The sequence below is a fragment of the Bradyrhizobium sp. Leaf396 genome, assembly GCF_001424605.1.
GTDB classification, from domain to species: domain Bacteria; phylum Pseudomonadota; class Alphaproteobacteria; order Rhizobiales; family Xanthobacteraceae; genus Bradyrhizobium; species Bradyrhizobium japonicum_C.
This window is the reverse complement of record NZ_LMQJ01000066.1, coordinates 173,398-190,944: the sequence shown is the minus strand read 5'-3', so window position 1 is coordinate 190,944 and position 17,547 is coordinate 173,398. Positions and strand designations below refer to the sequence as shown.

16 protein-coding genes are annotated in these 17,547 nt (G+C 63.1%); 10 read left to right on the top strand and 6 right to left on the bottom strand.

All coding sequences use genetic code 11. The features are described from left to right. Positions 1–15: 15 nt before the first annotated feature. Both ASG57_RS35695 and ASG57_RS35690 read right to left on the bottom strand, forming a co-directional pair. A complete protein-coding gene (locus tag ASG57_RS35695) occupies positions 16–1,401 on the bottom strand; it encodes a hypothetical protein (protein WP_057199217.1) in 1,386 nt (461 codons plus the stop codon). 229 nt (positions 1,402–1,630) lie between these two features. After that, positions 1,631–2,263 (bottom strand): transglutaminase-like cysteine peptidase, encoded by a 633-nt coding sequence (locus ASG57_RS35690; RefSeq protein WP_057199216.1) that lies wholly within the window; start codon positions 2,261–2,263, stop codon positions 1,631–1,633. A gap of 306 nt (positions 2,264–2,569) precedes the next feature. Here ASG57_RS35690 and ASG57_RS35685 point away from each other — a divergent pair, with 306 nt between their 5' ends. Continuing rightward, positions 2,570–3,139, top strand: a complete 570-nt coding sequence (locus ASG57_RS35685) for a prepilin peptidase (protein ID WP_230646576.1) — start codon at positions 2,570–2,572, stop codon at positions 3,137–3,139. A 6-nt stretch (positions 3,140–3,145) separates the two neighbouring features. On the opposite strand, the gene ASG57_RS35680 is transcribed toward ASG57_RS35685, so the two are convergent. Both ASG57_RS35680 and gspD read right to left on the bottom strand, forming a co-directional pair. Continuing rightward, on the bottom strand, positions 3,146–3,625 hold the full coding sequence (locus ASG57_RS35680) for a tetratricopeptide repeat protein (RefSeq protein WP_230646575.1): 480 nt from the start codon (positions 3,623–3,625) through the stop codon (positions 3,146–3,148). 52 nt (positions 3,626–3,677) lie between these two features. Then, entirely contained in the window at positions 3,678–6,029 is a 2,352-nt protein-coding gene (gene gspD / locus ASG57_RS35675) for a type II secretion system secretin GspD (RefSeq protein ID WP_057199214.1), read from the bottom strand. 314 nt (positions 6,030–6,343) lie between these two features. Between gspD and ASG57_RS35670 the strand changes: the two genes are divergently transcribed. Genes ASG57_RS35670 through gspM form a run of 9 tightly spaced genes read left to right on the top strand, consistent with a single transcriptional unit; the run spans position 6,344 to position 13,788 of the window. Further along, positions 6,344–8,026: a GspE/PulE family protein gene (locus ASG57_RS35670; RefSeq protein WP_082529111.1), complete on the top strand. Its 1,683-nt coding sequence runs from the start codon at positions 6,344–6,346 to the stop codon at positions 8,024–8,026. Between the two features lie 4 nt (positions 8,027–8,030). After that, positions 8,031–9,239 (top strand): type II secretion system F family protein, encoded by a 1,209-nt coding sequence (locus ASG57_RS35665; protein ID WP_057199213.1) that lies wholly within the window; start codon positions 8,031–8,033, stop codon positions 9,237–9,239. Between the two features lie 39 nt (positions 9,240–9,278). Beyond that, positions 9,279–9,725 (top strand): type II secretion system major pseudopilin GspG, encoded by a 447-nt coding sequence (gene gspG, locus ASG57_RS35660; RefSeq protein WP_057199297.1) that lies wholly within the window; start codon positions 9,279–9,281, stop codon positions 9,723–9,725. Next, positions 9,670–10,176 carry a prepilin-type N-terminal cleavage/methylation domain-containing protein gene (locus tag ASG57_RS35655; protein ID WP_082529109.1) on the top strand — a complete coding sequence of 169 codons (507 nt, stop codon included), beginning with the start codon at positions 9,670–9,672 and terminating at the stop codon, positions 10,174–10,176. The genes gspG and ASG57_RS35655 overlap by 56 nt, the downstream gene beginning before the upstream one ends. A 4-nt stretch (positions 10,177–10,180) precedes the next feature. Then, positions 10,181–10,561 (top strand): prepilin-type N-terminal cleavage/methylation domain-containing protein, encoded by a 381-nt coding sequence (locus ASG57_RS35650; protein WP_230646574.1) that lies wholly within the window; start codon positions 10,181–10,183, stop codon positions 10,559–10,561. After that, a complete protein-coding gene (locus tag ASG57_RS35645) occupies positions 10,561–11,232 on the top strand; it encodes a PulJ/GspJ family protein (protein ID WP_057199211.1) in 672 nt (223 codons plus the stop codon). The genes ASG57_RS35650 and ASG57_RS35645 overlap by 1 nt, the downstream gene beginning before the upstream one ends. After that, complete coding sequence (locus ASG57_RS35640) at positions 11,232–12,179, top strand: type II secretion system minor pseudopilin (protein WP_057199210.1); 948 nt, start codon at positions 11,232–11,234, stop codon at positions 12,177–12,179. The genes ASG57_RS35645 and ASG57_RS35640 overlap by 1 nt, the downstream gene beginning before the upstream one ends. Next, the gene (locus ASG57_RS35635; RefSeq protein ID WP_057199209.1) at positions 12,176–13,243 is read left to right on the top strand and encodes a PilN domain-containing protein; all 1,068 of its coding nucleotides are present in this window, start codon (positions 12,176–12,178) and stop codon (positions 13,241–13,243) included. The genes ASG57_RS35640 and ASG57_RS35635 overlap by 4 nt, the downstream gene beginning before the upstream one ends. A gap of 38 nt (positions 13,244–13,281) precedes the next feature. Continuing rightward, positions 13,282–13,788 carry a type II secretion system protein GspM gene (gene gspM, locus ASG57_RS35630; RefSeq protein ID WP_162250100.1) on the top strand — a complete coding sequence of 169 codons (507 nt, stop codon included), beginning with the start codon at positions 13,282–13,284 and terminating at the stop codon, positions 13,786–13,788. A 5-nt stretch (positions 13,789–13,793) separates the two neighbouring features. Here gspM and ASG57_RS35625 read toward each other — a convergent pair whose 3' ends face one another. Further along, positions 13,794–14,999, bottom strand: coding sequence for an O-antigen ligase family protein (locus tag ASG57_RS35625; RefSeq protein WP_156402921.1), 1,206 nt, complete (start codon positions 14,997–14,999; stop codon positions 13,794–13,796). Next, positions 14,990–17,344, bottom strand: coding sequence for an O-linked N-acetylglucosamine transferase family protein (locus ASG57_RS35620; protein WP_057199206.1), 2,355 nt, complete (start codon positions 17,342–17,344; stop codon positions 14,990–14,992). The genes ASG57_RS35625 and ASG57_RS35620 overlap by 10 nt, the downstream gene beginning before the upstream one ends. Between the last annotated feature and the right edge of the window lie 203 nt (positions 17,345–17,547).

Sequence of the window (17,547 nt, the reverse complement as noted above, 5' to 3'; positions counted from 1 at the left end):
CTCCGAGGCGCGCGCTTAGGTCTGCGCGTGCACCAATTGTGTGTTCTGGCCCTCGAAGCCTTGGGGCGTGATGCCTTCACCGGCGTCCGGAACCAACGTGCTGGAGAACTGCGTCAGCAGAGCCAGGGAGATCGCTGTGCCGCCTTGACCGTCGGAGGTCACGTTGATTTCGGTATTGGCCTGGACGCCCGAGAACAGATAGCTGAACGATCCGCCATTCGTGTTCAGTGTGAGGTTGGCGCCGTCGAAGGCGTAGGAAGATACGACCAGATTGCGGAAGTCGATGAGATCGCCGACCTCGAAATTCGAGACGGTACCGGTCAGCCCCAATTCGTTTTCGAGATAGAGTCTCGATGCCGCACCGGCGAAATCCACGCCGTTCTGCACGCCACCAGCATAGACGTAGCCGGTGCCTCCGGCCAGGTGCGTGTTGCTGGCAGAGCCCGCCACGTCGAACTCGCCGCTCGTGACGATGGCGCCAGAGGCCGAACCTGCTACGAAGACGTAGCCGCCGTTCACGCTCGTCGCGGTCGCCGAGCCGCCCACGTCGATGTATTGCAGGCCGCCTGCATTCACGGTCGTGCCGCTCGCCGTTGCGCCCGCGCCGACGTACTCGTTGCCACCGGCAAGAACGACCGTGTCGATCGAGTTGCCCGTCGCAAGAACTTGCAGGCTGCCGCTGACCTGGCTGCCATCAACGGTCCCGCCATTGACCTGCTGGAATCCGCCCGCCTGCACCGTCGTCGTGATCGCCGTGCCGCTGAGGACGACGTGCTGGATGCCGCCGCTCATGACGACGCTGTTGTTGGTCGTGCCGGCAACCTGCTGAACGCCGCCGCCGAAAACGATGGTATCATTGCCGGTGCCCAGAACGTACTGGTATCCGCCATTGTTGATATGCGTGCCGTTCGATGTGCCGTCCGCGCCGACATACTGCAAGCCACCAGACGAAATGGTCGTGCTGTAGGTCGTTCCGCCGGCTGCAACAAAATCGTTACCGCCGCTGACGATGACGGTCGAGTACGTAACGCCACCGACATGGACCTGACGCGAGCCCGCCAAGGTCGTTCCAGTGACGGTGGCGTTCATGACGTCCTGATAGCTGCCGGCGCTGACGATGACGTTGCTTGCCGTGCCGCCATAAACGTGCTGCACGCCGCCGTTCGAGATCACGGCGCCGTTTACGGTCCCATAGCTGAACTGGACGCCGCCGACGATCGTCGAGTTGTTGGCTGTACCGCCGGCCTCAATCACGATGCTGCTGCCTGCGCCGACGGCCGTTGCCCCGGATACCACGCCGCCGTTGGCGATTTCGAGAGTGCCGGGGGCGACGATGATGTAGGTGGTTGTGGTGGAAGAGGAAACTGTCGTCGTGCCGCTCGCTACAAATTCGGTTGTCATATGTGCCTCTGCATGAGAGCCAATGGGGGTGAACACGATATAAGTACAATTCGACAAGCGAATCATTCCATGGCTAATGATATATTTATATCATTGCGGGTAGACAATGTTATTGTGTCGGGAGCGTGTGCGACGCCGAGGCGCACGCTTCGGCCCGGTTGGTGCGCCTCCGCCCGGTTCGTCTTCAGTTTGACGTGAAGTCTGCGGGTGGCGAGGCCAGTCCGGTCGATCAGCGCTGGCTGGCTACGGCCGCTGGTTTGGGCTGTTCGGTCCCGAAAGAGACCCAAAGGTTGGGGTCGGATACGCTTTGGCGGGATAGATAGCGATACTTCGTCTCGTACCAGAACAGGATTTCGGACGTCTGGTTATCGAGGATCATCTCGCCGCGGTCGGAGCGGACCGTCAGAACGGCATGATTTCCGCTGGCGGGAGCGGGCTGTTCGACCGTCGTGATCAGGAGCGAACCTTGCGGCCAGCCTGCCCGGATCAGCAGCTTGCGCTTGAGCAGGACGATATCTTCGCAATCGCCACGATCGAGCGGGAACGTCCAGCGTTCGGCCTTGCCGTACAAGGTCTCATCGCTGGTCCAGGTCACGCGATCGTTCACATATTTGTTGACCCTGTACAGTTCCTGCAGCAGTTCGGGCGTTAACATCAGGTCGCGCGCCTGATCCGTGCCCGGACGGCATTCCTCCGCATTCTCGGTGCAGAATTGCTGCCATCCCGTCGGCGGCTTCGTCGCGGCGCCAAGCGCGGCAAACAGGGCAGGGCGCGCGAGGAACGCCTGCGCGGGCTTTGAAGCGAGGCAGGCTGCGACCAGCCCGGCGGCAACCAAGACCCCAACATTGCTCTTCAGGCTCATGCCGTCCCCCCGGACAATCTCCGCAGGACAGGCTCGCACAAGCAACTCGCGATCCAGCTAAGCCGCTGACTAAAATTGTATCCAATTGGATGGCTCGCGCAGGGTCACGTCCGCCGGGTGCAACTATCGTTAACAATCGATGTGAATGTCACATGCGGGCCGGATCATCGATCTAGTGTGAGGAACGAAAGGTGCTTTCCGCCTGGAGATGTCGGCATGACGGATGGGGTATCGGGTAAGACCGTGATGGTCCGGGCTGCCGGCCGCCAGCCTTGCGGCTTGATCGTTCGAGCCGCTGGAAGCCGATTGGACGGCTGGTACGACAAACGGACGATCCTCTTGGGCTTTGCGGCGGGGATCTCCGGCGTTGCTGCAAGCTTGGCAGTAGGTGACGGGGTGGCGGGGGTCTTCGGCGCTGGCCTGGCGCTGCTGATGCTGTCGATCGCCGCCGTGGACGCGAAGATCTACTTGATACCTGACCAGCTCAACGCGGCTGGTGTCCTGCTGGGCCTTGCCAACGCTCTTGTGCTCGGCCATGGCGATCCGACATGGCCTGCCGAGGCGGCGCTGCGCGCGCTCGTCGTGGTCGGAGCATTCCTTGGGCTCCGGGCCGTCTATCTCGGGCTGCGGCGACGTCACGGTATCGGTCTCGGGGATGTCAAGTTGGCTGCCGTTGCCGGAGCGTGGCTCGACTGGTCGATCGTGCCGATTGCGATCGAACTGGCAGCTCTCGGGGCGCTGGCAGTTTTCGGTTTCAGACGGTTTGTGCTCGGCAAACCCATGTCGCACAATGCCCGGCTGCCGTTCGGGCTCTTCTTTGCGCCCGCGATCTGGGGATGCTGGCTGCTTCGGACCGCGCTCGCGAACGCCGGCTGAACCCGCTCAGAAATGTGATTCCTGGGGCCAGCGCAGCGCATGCCATTGGCCGGCGGCGATCTGACCCGGGCTCATCTTGGAAGCAACGGCGTTGCGAAGCTTGGCAAAGTTCTCGCGCATGCGCTTCGGCGCATGAGCAGCGGCAAGGTTGAGCCATTTGTAGGCGGCCACCTCGTCCTGGGGAACGCCTTGCCCCTTGTCGTAGGCCAGGCCAAGCAGATACTGCGAGGTGAAATCGCCTTTCTCGGCCGAAAGGCGGTACCAGTAGGTGGCCGCATCGTAGGCCTGCGGAAGCCCTTGACCCGTCGCGTACATGAAGCCCACCATGCCCTGCGCTCTGGCGCTGCCACGCTCGGCCTGGGGCAACAACAGCCGTGCAGCCGTGTTATAGTCGCCGCGGTTGAAGGCATGCGTGCCGGCGCCGAGCGCATCGGCGTGAGCAGCGCAAGTCCAGGCGAGACCGCATGCGAGGACGACCAATGCCATTGTGCGCGACCTGAACATACGAAAGCGCTCTCGCTTATGAACCATGTCCCGGTCAACGATACGTCGTTGGTGCATTCGGCTGCGGGCCGATCGCGTTGATCGTGCCGCGAAGCTTGGTGCGCAGTTCCTCGGCGACGAAATGAGCGTCGGCGCCGTCGCGGATGATCTGGGGGCGGATGAAGATGATGAGTTCGGTACGCCTGACCTGCTTGTCGGTCTGGCCAAACACGACCTCGCCGAGACCGGGAATTTGATCAAGCCCGGGGATCCCCGCGCGAGCCTTGGTCTGAGTATCGCTGATGAGTCCTGCCAGCAGGACGGTCTGTCCGCTCGCAACAGCAACCGAACTGCGGACCTTGCGGGTCGATACCGTCGGCGTCAGCGAATTGGTCGAGGTCGATGAGGACTGCGATGTCGATGAATTGTTAACGGGATTGGATATCTCCTGCTCGACGTCGAGCCTGACGTTCCCATTCGCATTGATGCGAGGGACGACGCGCAGGATGATGCCAGTGCTGCGGTAATCGGTGGTATTGGCAATGGTATTGTTGCCGGTCAGGACCGTCGCGCTCCCGGTCTGGATCGGAATTTCGTCGCCAACCTGCAAGGTCGCGATCTGGTTGTCGATCACGACCACCGAGGGGTTCGACAGCACCTTGACATCTGTGACCGCATGCAGGGCATTGAGGACGGCCCGCGGCGTTTGCGCCGAGCCCACCAGAAAATTGAAGCCGGGGATGGCACGTTGAAGCACGACGTCGGCTGCAGCCGCGGCAACCGAGGTCGCTCCGTTGTAACCGAACGAGCCGGTATTCGGCTTGAGGCCGACATCGCGACTCATGATGTACGACTGAACGCCATACTGGAGATCGTCCGTCAGCGTCACTTCGGCGATCGTCGCATCGATCGCCACCTGCAGCTGGGGCTGATCGATCTCCCGGATGGTCTGCTCGATGATGCGATACTGTTCCTGACTGGCGTAGATCAGCAGCGTGTTGTTGACGCTATCGGCGGTGATGCGGACGCCATCGAGCACGTTACTCGCACTCGCGCCGCCGCGGCCGGTGTTTTGCCCGGCGGTGCTGTCGAACAGGCTGGTGGCGGCTTGAGCGTTCGATGATGTCGCGTAGCCGGCCTGACCGGAAGAAGGATCCACGGAGGCGCTGTTTGCCGCGCGGCCTCCGGCATTGGAGCTGAATCCGCCGCTTGACGAAGCGGGCGCCGCCGACAACCGGCTGAGGGCGGATCCTCCGCTGGAGCTCGCGGCAATTCCCGATCCCGGCGCAACCGGCCCGCCCGCGCCATCCAGGGGCGACGTCGATGAACCCGCCCCACCACCCGAGCCGAAGACGTCGTTGAGCACGCGCGCGATCTGCTTGGAATCGCCGAATTTGACCCGGTAAACGTGAACGGCGGACCGGCCGCTGTTCGTGGTGTCGAGGCGGCGTATCCAGGTCTCGACACGCTTCAGCAGCTCCGGCCGCCGTGTCACCGCGAGCACCGCGTTCATCCTGGCGATGGACTGGAACTTGATCAGATTTTGCGTCATTCCGCCTTCGCCGGAATCAACGATCTTCTCAAGCTCGGCAATGATCGGCCCCGGATTGCTGTTCTGGACCGGGAAGACGCCAACCGATTGGCCCTTGAGGAAATCGGCGTCGAAGCTGAGCACGAGGTCGACCGCATTGCGACGCTCGCTGCCCGAGCCCTGAATCAGGATCAGGTTCCGGCCGGTCTCGGCACGGATCATGCCCTGCTTCGTGGCGAAGCTGTCCACCAGCTTGATCACGGTCTGCGCCGAGACATATTGCAGCGGCACAACGGTGACGCCGTAGCCGGGAGTCATGCGGTCGGATGCATCGGCGGCGCCTGCGCCGACCGCGTCGGCCTGCGGCATCAGCCTGTAACCGGTATCGTCCCGCACCAATGCTATGCCGCCGATCCTCAGCGCGTTCTCCAGGGCGAACACCACGTCGGACTTCGGTATCGGACGTCCGGAAGACAGGCTGATATTGCCCTGGACGCGCGGGTCGATCACATAGCCGACGCCGAGGATGTCTCCGAGCACGACCTTGGCGACGGACGCAATCGGTGAATTGTCGAAGTTCAGCTCGAAGCGATCGGCACTGACGCTGGCTTGCTGGGACGACGTCGCGACGGGGGCGTCTTCGCCGGAGGCGCCGGTATAGATCGCGGTCTTTGCGCGGGGACCGGTCGAGAGCTCACGTTGCGGCAGCTGGTTCGGATATCGTGGCAACAGGTCGATGGACCTGACCTTGTCGAAAACGTCAGGATCCTTGGCATCGACGTTGGCTATGCCGCTCACCGTGTTGCACGATCCCAACAACACGCAGAGCAAGCCGCAGTGGACGATCAAGCCGATCCGGAATGCTGTTCGGCTCACTGTCTGCCTCACTCACGCACGCCCCACTGGTTTTAGTTGCGGCGGGCGAGCCGACCAAGACCCTGCTTATCCCTCTCGTGTGACAATCATGTGTTATGAATTGTCCGAGCTTAGTTATTCGATATGATAATACATCATAAGTCTGTCGTGACGCCGGGTTTATGCGGCTATTACGGCAGCTTTCGCAGAAAGGTTTTGATCAAATGAGAAGGCAGTATCGTCGCTGATCATGGCGTCACATTTCCGTTCGTAAAAATGAGGTAAATGGCCCGCTCGCCGCTCTGCGGCCATCAGAGTGACTGCGGTAGACGTATATGGCTTTCCCGAATGCGCGCGAGTTCGCGGCTCGCCTTGGCCAGAAGCCGGGGGTGACGACGGACGTCGATGCTCCGGGCAGCCCGGGAATTGCGCCCGAAGGCGGGCTCCGCCGGCTATGGGAAACGAGCGAACTGTCGGCCAATGAATTCGCCGACGAGGCTTCGTCGTTCTTCGGCGTTGCACGCGTGAGCCTGCAGGAGATGATGGCGGCCCAGCCGTTGGTCCAGCAGTTTTCTCGCCGCTTCCTGCGGGAGATGGCGGTCTTTCCCTACAAGCTCTCGGAAGGCGTCCCCCCGGTGCTGGCGCTCGCCGATCCCACGGATCGCGCCTCGGTTCAGGCCGCCTGCATCGTACTCGACGCCGAGCCCACACTTAAAGTGGCCTCGTTCGAGGACATCGCCACCTTGCTCGACCAGCGCCTCGGCGATGAGGAACCTGCGAGCGCCGGCGCTGCCGCTAGCGCGGCGGTGCATGAGGACGACATCGACAATCTCCGCGACCTCGCCAGCGGAGCGCCTGTGGTGCGGGCGGTCAATGATATGTTCGAAACGGCGGTCGAACTGCGCGCCAGCGACATCCACATCGAGCCCGGCCGCAACGCTCTGGCGATACGCATGCGCATCGACGGGCTGCTGCGCAGCGTAGCGACGCCGGCCGGCATTCCGCCGGCCGCCGTGATCTCACGGATCAAGATCCTGGCAGGCCTCAACATTGCAGAGCGGCGGTTGCCGCAAGACGGCGGCGCGCGGGTCCGCGCCGCACGTTCCGAGATCGACATACGGGTTGCGATCATGCCGACGCAGCACGGGGAGTCTGCGGTCATTCGCCTCCTGCCGCGCGATCGGGCGTTGCTGTCGATCGACAAGTTGGGCTTCCTGCCGGACGACCAGAGCAAGTTGCGCCGGATGCTGGCGCTGCCGCACGGCATGATCATCGTGACCGGTCCCACCGGCAGCGGCAAGACGACGACGCTTGCGACCGTGCTGTCGCTGCTCAACGAGCCGACACGGAAGATCCTGACGATCGAGGATCCCGTTGAGTATGAAATTCCCGGGGTTTCGCAGTCCCAGACCAAGGCCGCGATCGGCCTGACATTCGCCACCGCCCTCCGGTCATTCGTGCGTCAGGACCCCGACGTCATAATGGTCGGCGAGATCCGTGATTCCGAAACCGCCCATGTGGCAATTCATGCCGCTCTCACCGGCCATCTGGTGCTGACGACCCTGCACACCGAGACAGCAGCCGCGGCCGTGCCGCGGCTGCTGGATCTCGGCGTCGAGGCATTCCTGCTGCGCTCGACCCTGCGGGCTGTCATAGCGCAGCGACTGGTTCGGCAGCTTTGCGACCGTTGCAAGAGCAGCCGGCCTTTGACCCACGCCGACCTCGACGCCGATCCTCGCTATGCGGCGGTCGGCCTGTCGCTTGGCGACGTCATCTTCGAGCCGGTCGGCTGCGAGCGCTGCGGCCAAGTCGGATATCGCGGTCGCATCGGGGTGTTCGAGGTGCTGGAAATGAGCGAGGAAGTCCGCGCGCTGATCGAGGAACAGTCCGATTGGGAGTCGATCGACAAGGTCGCCATTCGCAACGGAATGACGACGATGATCGAGGATGGGCGTGCCAAATGCCTGTCCGGCATGACTTCGGCGGCCGAGATCCTGCGCGTGACCACCATCCGGTGACGGCATGCCGAATTTTCGTTATCGGGCGATGACTCAGAAGGGCGAGGTGGTCTCGGGATCGATCGCTGCTGCGAGCCGTGCCGAAGTGGCTCAGCGCATCGAATATCTGGGTCTGGTCGCGATCGATGCCGACCCCGAAATCCAGACAGAGCAGTGGTCGCTGTCACGCGCACTCTCGAGGCCGGGGCCGGCGGAGGTCACCATCTTCACCCGCGACCTCGCCTTGCTGCTGAAGGCGGGTGCCCGGCTCAACGACGCACTCGAACTGCTCGCCAACGACATGGACGCCGGCCGGCTTCGCTCCGTCATCAACGGCATCAAGACCGCGCTTCTGTCGGGCGAGAGTTTTGCCGAGGCGCTGGCGCGCGAGCCGACTTTGTTTCCGCCGATGTACGTTGCGCTGGTCCGGGTCGGCGAGATGTCTGGCGGACTGGACGACATCCTGGAGACCATCGGAACGGAACGGTCGCGCGCCGAGGCGTTGCGCCGCAAGGTCACCGGCGCCCTGCAATATCCGGCCTTCGTGCTGCTCGCCGCAGGCGGCGTCCTGATCTTCTTCGTCACTTTCGTGCTGCCGCAGTTCTCGGCGGTGTTGCGCGACTTCAACGCGAAGACTGATCCGGTGATCGAGGTGTTCCTGGCGCTATCGGATCTTCTGCGAGGTCATGGATTGGAAATCGTCGTGATCGTCGTCGCGGGCGTGACCGGCGGCTGGATGGCTTGGCGGCGGCCGTCCGTTCGGTCCGGCATCGTGACCCAGATCGCGAGATTACCCGTCATCTCGACCGTCGTGGAGTTTCATCGCGCCGCTCTGTTCTCGCGTAATCTTGGTATTCTCCTCGGCAGCGGCGTGACGCTGACGGCGACGCTCCGGATCCTGATCGACATCATGAGCGCAACCGGCAACGCGTCGGCGTGGTCGGCGATGGCCGATCGGGTGCGACACGGTGGAAGGCTCGCGGACGCGCTGGCCGCGTTCGCCGTCCTGCCGCCTGTTGCGGTCCGGATGCTGCGTCTCGGCGAAGAAACTGGGCAACTGCCGACGCTGTCGGGACGTGTCGCCGAATTCTACGAGGAAAAGCTGCAGCGGCAGCTTGATCGCGTCGTCGCCATCATCGGACCTGCAGCGATCATCCTGATCAGTGTCGTCGTCGGTGGTCTGATCGTGTCGGTGATGACGGCGCTGTTGTCCGTGACACAGGTGGTTGGTTGATAAGGGAGGTTGGGCGTGATCGGCTTTTCGAGGAAGGGTCTGAGTCCTCCGCCGAGGTGTCCTCGGCGACGGCGTGGTGAAGAAGGCTTCACGCTGGTGGAGATGCTCGTCGTCATCACCATCATCGGCATGATCATGGCGTTGGTCGGCCCGCGGGTGCTCAACTATCTCAGCGATTCTCGTGTCAAGACGGCAAGGATCCAGATCCAGAGCTTCACCAGCGCGCTCGACCTGTTCTATCTCGATGCCGGGCGTTTCCCCACGAGTTCTGAAGGCCTCGGCGCGCTGGCGCATCCCGTGAGCGGTGTCGCGTCCTGGAATGGGCCTTACCTGAAGGGCGGCAATGTTCCCAAAGATCCCTGGGGCAACCTCTATGTCTACAAGCAACCGGCGGAACGTGCGCCTTATGAAATCCGCTCCCTTGGCGCCGATGGTCAGGAAGGCGGTACCGGCACGGCGGCCGATCTCGTTTCGGGGCAGAACTGAGTGCGGCGAGGCCGGTTTCACGCTGCTCGAAATGGTCTGCGTGCTTGCGATCGTTGCGATGCTTGCGGCAGTGGCGTTGCCACGTCTTCCGTCGCAGACGTCGCGGCCCCGGCTCGAGGCCTATGCGATCGAGGTGGCTGCCCTGCTCAAGGCGGACCGAACGGCCGCGCTGGCGCGTTACGGCGCGGTCAATACTGCGGTGGACGCGCGTTCGCGGACCGTGAGATCAGGCTCCAGCCCTTGGGTCGTCGAGGTGCCGCAGGACGTGGTGTTCGACGCGCTGCTGCCGCAGCGCTGCAATGGCCGCGCCGCCCTATCGACGATCAGTTTTTTCGCCAGCGGTACGTCATGTGGCGGCACGATCCGCCTGACGCGCCTCGGGAATGCGGTCGAAGTGCGTGTCAACTGGCTCACGGGAGGAGTTGAAATTGTCGCCAAGGACCTGCTCTAGGCGCTTGAGAGAGGGCGGCTTCACCCTGGTCGAGGCGGTCGTCGCGCTGGCCTTGGTGGCGGTCGGACTGGCCGCGATCGGAACCCTCGTCGCGACCAATTCGCGCGGAGCCTTGAAACTGAATCAGCACGCCGCGCTGATCAACGCGGCTCGCGTCGTGATAGCGACGTTGCCGCGGGCTGGTGATCCCATGCCTGACGATCTCCGGGGACGTGTTGCGGACCATCGGTGGCAAATGCGCCTAACGCCGTTCGCTGACCAGATTTCCCTCGTCCCGGAATCGCAGTTCGTCCCGCAACGCGTCCAGTTACGCGTGCAGGCCCCTGGAGGCGCGGTGATGTCGTTTGAAACCGTTCGCCTGCAGAACCGGAGTACCGTGCGGTGATGAAACGGACGCGGTGTCGCGCGGAGGAGGGGTTCACGCTTTTCGAGGCGCTGGTCGCGCTGGCGCTCATGGGCCTCATCATGGGCGCACTGGCCTCCGTGACATCGCAATGGCTTCCGAGCTGGAACCGCGGAATCGTCCGGGCGCAACGCAGCGAAGAGGTCGCCATCGCGCTGGATCGGTTGGCGGCGGACTTGTCCGCGGCCGAATACGTGACGAGGATGGACAACACGCCGCTGTTTCGCGGCAGCGAGCGGTCGGTGATTTTCGTCCGGTCGGTGCTTGGGCCAAACAGCCGGCCGGGGCTGGAGATCGTGCGGATCTCGGAGATCAATGACAGGGGCGCGACGGCACTGGTTCGCATGCGGGCTCCCTTCGTTCTGCTGCCGCCCGGAGATCCGCGCAAGGACGAGATCCAGTTCGTCGATCCGGTTGTGCTGTTGCGATTGCCTTATCGCGCGAGCTTCGCCTATGCAGGCCCCGCTGGCGTCTGGAGCAGCCGCTGGCTGAATTCCGGCGAATTGCCGACGGCAGTACGCTTCGATGTCAGGGATTCAGAACGCGGGACGCTGATTTCGAGTGCCGCACGCATTCATGTCGACAGAGCAGCACCGCGGCCGGATCCGTCACTTCTGCAGGAGCCGCCCCGCTCCGGAAATCGGCCAACGTAATGCTCGCCACGCGCACCAGGTCCAGGAAGGTCGCGCCGGCAGAGGACGGATTCATCGTCGTCGTGACCCTTTGGCTGCTTGTCGGACTGACGGCGCTCGTGACGGTCGCGTCGGTCTACATTGGGCAATCGGCTCAGGCGCTTTCGACGCTGGACGCTTCGGCGCAATGGGAGATGCTGAGCTCCGCGGGTGTCGAACTGGCCGCTTACCAGCTGTCGGGCCCGGCGACTATGCGGCGCCCGAGCCATGGCGGGTTTGCGTTCCGCCTCGCAAACGCGACAGTCCGCGTGGAATACATGGCGGAATCGGCGCGCATCAATCTCAATATGGCGCCGACATCGATGCTGGCCGGCCTGTTCAGGGCACTCGGCGCATCGGCCGAGGAGGCCGACATCCATGCCCTGCGCGTCGCCGCATGGCGGAGTGCGCCGAAGCCGGACGGTCAGGACACCGAGCCAGGGAGCTACCAGGCGGCCGGCCTCTCCTATGCGCCGCGGCAGGCGCCGTTCAGCAGCAGTGACGAATTGTGGCTGGTGCTCGGCCTTCCCACAACGCTTGTCGAGCGGGCGATGTCCTTCGTCACCGTCTACAGCGAAATGGCGGAGGTCAACGTGCTCGATGCCGCGCCGCAGGTCATTGCAGCCCTGCCCAACATGACCTCCGCCAAGCTCGAGGCGTTCCTCAGCCAGCGTGCCGAGTTACCACGCGACAACCCGGAATTCGTCATCGGGGCACTCGGAGGAAGACAGGCGGGCGCCACAATTTCGGCCAGCAACGCCTACCGGGTGCGGATGCGCATCACCTTGCAGGACGGCCGGCAACGGACGCCGGAAGCCGTCATCCAGATGTCGGAACCAGGTGATCCAAAGGCCTTTCACGTGTTGTCGTGGACGGATGAGGTCGATCCCGAGCGAGCAGGGCGGCCGCGGCAGCGAGAGGGCAGATGAGCATTCCCGGTCAGATCGCGACCGCATTGTCTTTATGGATCGACAGCGTTGCCGCAACGCTGAGCACGCAACTGGACCGCGCGCGTCACACGCGGCGAATTCTGCTCAGCGAGGACAACCAGGGCGGCTTCTCGATGCGTCTGGCGGACCCCGCCGCCAAGGAGACGGATTTGCCCGAGGTGCGAATCCAATTCGTGGACGGCGCAATTTGCGAAACGATCCCGGATGCGTGGTCGGCGGCGATGAAGGGTGCAATGATCGATATCGTCCTTCGACCATCGCGATTCGTGTTTCGCCCTCTCGAGTTACCCGGCCGCGCCGTCGAATTCCTGGAAGGCATCATCCGCGCCCAGATCGACAGGCTGACACCCTGGAATCCGGATGATGCGGTGTTCCGCTGGACCGAGCCGCGGGCAAAGTCCGACGATCATGTCGAACTGACCGTCATTGCAACAGCGCGAAGAGCCATCGTCTCGTTGTCCCAGTGCTTCCTGGATAGGGGGGCGGCGGCCGTTGAGATTTCGACAAGTGCGGCGGGGGACGAACGTGTGTTGGTGCTTAAGCTCAGCGTCGATGGCGGGACGAGTGCGCTTCGTATCCGAAGGGGCCTCATCGCCGTGCTGGCCTCGACGGGAGTGCTGGCCATGCTGTCGGTCGGGGTGGGCGGCATCGTGACGGATTCGTACGATACCGAGCAGCAGCAAATTCAGCGCCGGATCACGGAAATGCGCGTGATCGCCCGCGGACATCAGGGGCCAGGAAATACTGCGCTCGAACTGCTCGCCCGCCGCAAGCAGACCATGCCGTCGGCGGTCATGGTGCTGGAGGATTTGTCGGCAGTTTTGCCGGACCACACCTATGCGACCGAACTGCGGATCGAAGGTGCAAGGCTGCAGATCAGCGGTATAACCGCTGATGCCGCTTCGCTGATCCAGGTGCTCGAGCAGTCGCCGCATCTGACCGGTGCCGGCTTCTTCGCACCGACAACCCGCGCCGCCGGCGAAGCTGGCGAGCGGTTTCATATCGAAGTCAAGATCAAGCCGCAGTTCGGGTCGGGCACATGAACTGGCCGAAAATCGAATCGTATCTCGCTCGGTACCGGGTGGCTGCCGCCGTCACCTATGTCGCTCTTGTCCTGCTTTTCGTCTTTACGACCATGCAGACGACGATTGAGATACTGGACAGCCGTGACGCGGCGATATCGAGCGGCGAGATCCTCCAGACACTCGAATCCCGTCATCAGACCCCTCGCACGATGGCGCGCACCGAGGCTGGCGTGCCGATCGGATCGCCGTTCCTCGAAGGCCAGACAGCGTCGGTTGCAAGTGCCATGCTGCTCCAGCGGGTGCTCGCTGCGGCCAAACGCGTCAGCGGCAATACGCTCTCGTCGCAGGTCGACATCCAGGGGCCGCAGGCCAAATCCGGTTTCGTTTCGGCGACGTTCAACATCGAGCTCGCCTCGGCATCGCTCCAGGCACTGCTGTATGATCTGGAGGCGGGCATGCCCTTCGTCTTTGTCGACGAACTGGTTGTGCAACCGGTTTCCGGCAATCCCGACCGGATGCGTGTCGTCCTAGGCATATCCGCCCAGCGACGCGCTGCGAAGTGAGGGACTCAGGTTCGGTGAATCTCCGGGGGCGGTCCGGTTCGGAACAGCAGGAGCAACAGCGACATGCCGAATGCATCACCCAGACTGAGGAGCTGCGGTTGAAAGAAGGCCCCGAAGGCGAGGGCGAGCAGACCGGCGAAGTGGGCCGAGGCGAAGCGGCGGTCCCGTATCGTTCTGCGGCCCGACCGCAAGGCTTCAACGCCGGCACGGCCGACGGTCCATGCGAAGAAAAAGATGATCAGGCCCCCGCCGATGACGCCGAACTCGACCAATGTCTTGAGATAGCCGTTATGACCGGCCTGGAAGGCCAAAGCGCGCTTGAAGCCAATGCCGAGCGGATAATTGGTGATGGTGGAGAGCGCCCCATACCAGTATTCGTCGCGTCCCGTGAATCCCGACGACAGGTTGCGGTTCGGATCGTCGAGCGCGAGGATGGTCGCGATGTATGGCGATAATGGTATGATCGCCAGCAGCAGCAGTCCGAGTGCTGCCAGCTTCCATGGGGTCAGAGACCTGAATGTGAGCTCGTGTGCGGCGAATGCGGTGACGCAGCCGATCATCGCAAAGCGCGAGCTGACCAGCGCAACCATCGCGAAGCAGCCGATCCTCACGCCGACGGCGACAAGGCCGGGACGGAATTGGCTGAGGATGAAGGCCATCAGCAATGGCGCAGCGAACAGGTTCGGCTGGATACCGCCCACGTTTCGGTTCTCTGGCAGGCCGAGGATGGCGAGAGCCGAGACGCCGAACACGCAGAAGATCGCCGAGGCGGTGCCGAACGCAATCTCGAGGTCGTCCGACGCGAGGGTCCACATCACCGATAGTGCGAAGGCCGTCAGCACCAGCAGGATCGTGTAACAGATTCCGATGAACGCCGCGCCGTGGTCGCCCTGCAGCTGAAGGATCATGGACAGATAGATGATGACGATGATCGCGGCTTGCGCAACGTCCAGCCGCCCGAAGCTGGTGACGAGTTGGACAGGGCGGGTCAAAGCGATCGTTGCCACGAACAGCACGAGCCCTGCGATCTGACCGATGAGGACGCCGCCACCCGAGCCGAACGCGGTGGGCACGTCGGCAAAGTCTTCGGTCACACCGATCATCGGGAAGCACAACAGGCCGCACCAGGCCCAGAACGCGAGCAGAACTGCAAGGGCCGGGGCGCGGCCGGCAACGGATCGATCCGCCGTTGTCCCGAGGGTCATGGACATGACGGCTCATCCCGAAGGCGGATGTGGTCGGGCGGCAATCCAGCTCGATAACGCCGTATCATGGCGGCATAGGCAGCTTCGAGCTGGCGAGTGTATTCGGCGGTATCATAGAGCGGAGTTCTCAGCCGGTTCACGGCGAGCTTGGCCCTGAGCGCGGCCAGGCGTTGCCGATCATGAGCGAGTTGGATGGCGAGCTGCTCGTAGGCGCCCAGAGACTCTGTGACAAGTTCCGGCAGGCCTGTTGCGCTGAGAAGACTGGCGCCGACACGGCCGGCGAAAGTCTCGCCGCGACAGGTGAGAACCGGCAGACAGGCCCAAAGGGCATCGCTCGCCGTGGTATGGGCGCCATAGGGAAGGGTGTCGAGAAAGAGATCCGCGCGACGCTGCCGCGCCAGATGATCGGCGGGCGGCAGGCGACCGGCAAAGACGAGGCGCCCGGGGTCGATCCCGCGCTGCGCGGCCTCCGCACGCAAATTCACGGCCGCTGCCGGATTATCCTGAAATAGCCAGAGCACGCTGCCCTCGACGGCGCGGAGAATACGCATCCACACCGAGAACACGTCCGGCGTAATCTTGTAATTGTCGTTGAAGCAGCAGAAGACGAAGGCATCCTCAGGCAGACCGTGGTCGGCGCGCGAGCCGGTGTCCTCTGCGATGACCCGGCTGCGATCGTTGGGCTGGTAGCTCTCAGGCATCCAGACGATCTTTTCCTGATAGGCCTCGGCTTCCCTTTCGGGAATGACGTGCCGATCGGCTACGATGTAGTCGATGAAATCCGCTCCCATGGTGCCGGGAAAGCCGAGATAGTTGATCTGCAGCGGGGCCGGACGCCGGGCGAAAATTCCGGTGCGGGCATCCTGCGTGACCCCCTTGAGATCGATCAGAATGTCGATCTCGAGGCGATGGATCAGGCCAGCGATTTCGACGTCCCCAAGTGGCTTGGCGTCAATGAATCTGTCGAACGCGGAGACGATCCGTTGGCGCATCTCTGAACCGTCATCCGGCCCGATCGATATCGCTGTGATCTCGAAAGCCCGCCTGTCGTGGTGTTCGAAAACCCCTGCCATCAAATGCGAGGTCGCATGTTGATGAAAGTCGGCGGAAACATAGGCCAGCCGGATCCTGTCCTGATCCCGGCTCTCGCTGCGGCGGGGCAGGGCCGCTGTTCCGGAATGGTGATGCGCCACCCATGAACGCGCACACTGCAGCTGGTCCATCGGGCTGGAAGGTATGGCGACCAGCATCAAAGGTGCAACGAGGCCAGAGCTCCGCACCGATGACTTCACGGCCTCGCAGCCGGCATCGAAGCCGGCCCAGTCGCAGAGATGCATCCTGACGCGCAGACATGCGGCTGCGACTTCCGCATGCTGGGGATTCAAGGCAAGTGCTCTGTCCCAGGCAGTCAACGCCTCGTCGTAGCGCTTCTGCTGATAACTCACCTGACCTTTGCCCAGCCATGCGCGCGCGAATTGCTGATTGCAGGCGATGGCCCGGTCGAAGGCGGCCGCCGCCTCGTCGTGCTGCCCGAGAAACAGCGCTGCCGTGCCGCGTCCTGTCCACGCCTCCGCAGACCCGGGCTCCGCGGCAATCGCGTTGTCGAATGCCGCGGCCGCGTCCTGTTGACGGCCGGAGCGAAGCAGAACCTGCCCTTTACCACACGAGGCCGATGCAAGCTGTGGTCTCAAGTCCAGCGCCCGGTCGTAGGCCGCGGCGGCTTCCTCGATGCGTCCGAAATCGAGCAATGCATTGCCGCGTCCGACCCAGGCGTCGGCCAGGTCGGGACGCATCGCAATGGCGCGGTCATAGGAAATGAGTGCCTCGCCGTGACGCCCGTTCACGACGTGGATCGTTCCGATGTCGAGGTACGCCTCCGCCAACTGGGGCTGCAGCTCCAGCGCCCGGTGGTAGGCCGCGAGAGCCTGCTCGTAGTGTCCCGTCTTGGCAAGAGCCGAGCCGAGCATGAAGTGCGCGGGAAAATGGCGGGGATGATGTCTGACGAGACGCGTCAGCAGTTCGACCGCTTCGCTCGATTGCCCAAGCGCAAGATGGCCGGCGGCGCCGGCATGCAGAAGGGCAAGACTGGTCGGGGCGAAGGGCAAAGCATGCCGGCAAAGATGAACGAGCTCATCATGCTCGCCCGCACGGTGCAGCACGGCCGCATAATTCTCGATGAACTCCACATTGGTGTAGGTCGACCCCAGGGATTGCTTCATGAGGCGCTTGGCACGCGCAAGGTTTCCGGACGCGGCTTCCGTGACGCCCAGCAGATGTACGGCCTGCAGATTGTTCGGATTTTTCTTGACAATGCGTTCATACAGTTTCGCGGCACCTGCGATATCCCCCATGTTATGCAGGGAAAGCGCCCGGTCTAGGATCTGTGCCTCGTTACGCATTTGAAAAAACAGCGTCCGCTGAAGTCGGCACCAAGCCAATTCCGTTTCGTATTTTGTCAATTGCACAGGACTATGACAGCCGAGAACAGCGAGCGGGATGATGACATTCCGGTGTAATCAGGGGCGTAACATGAGTTACGTTGGCCGCGTTGCAT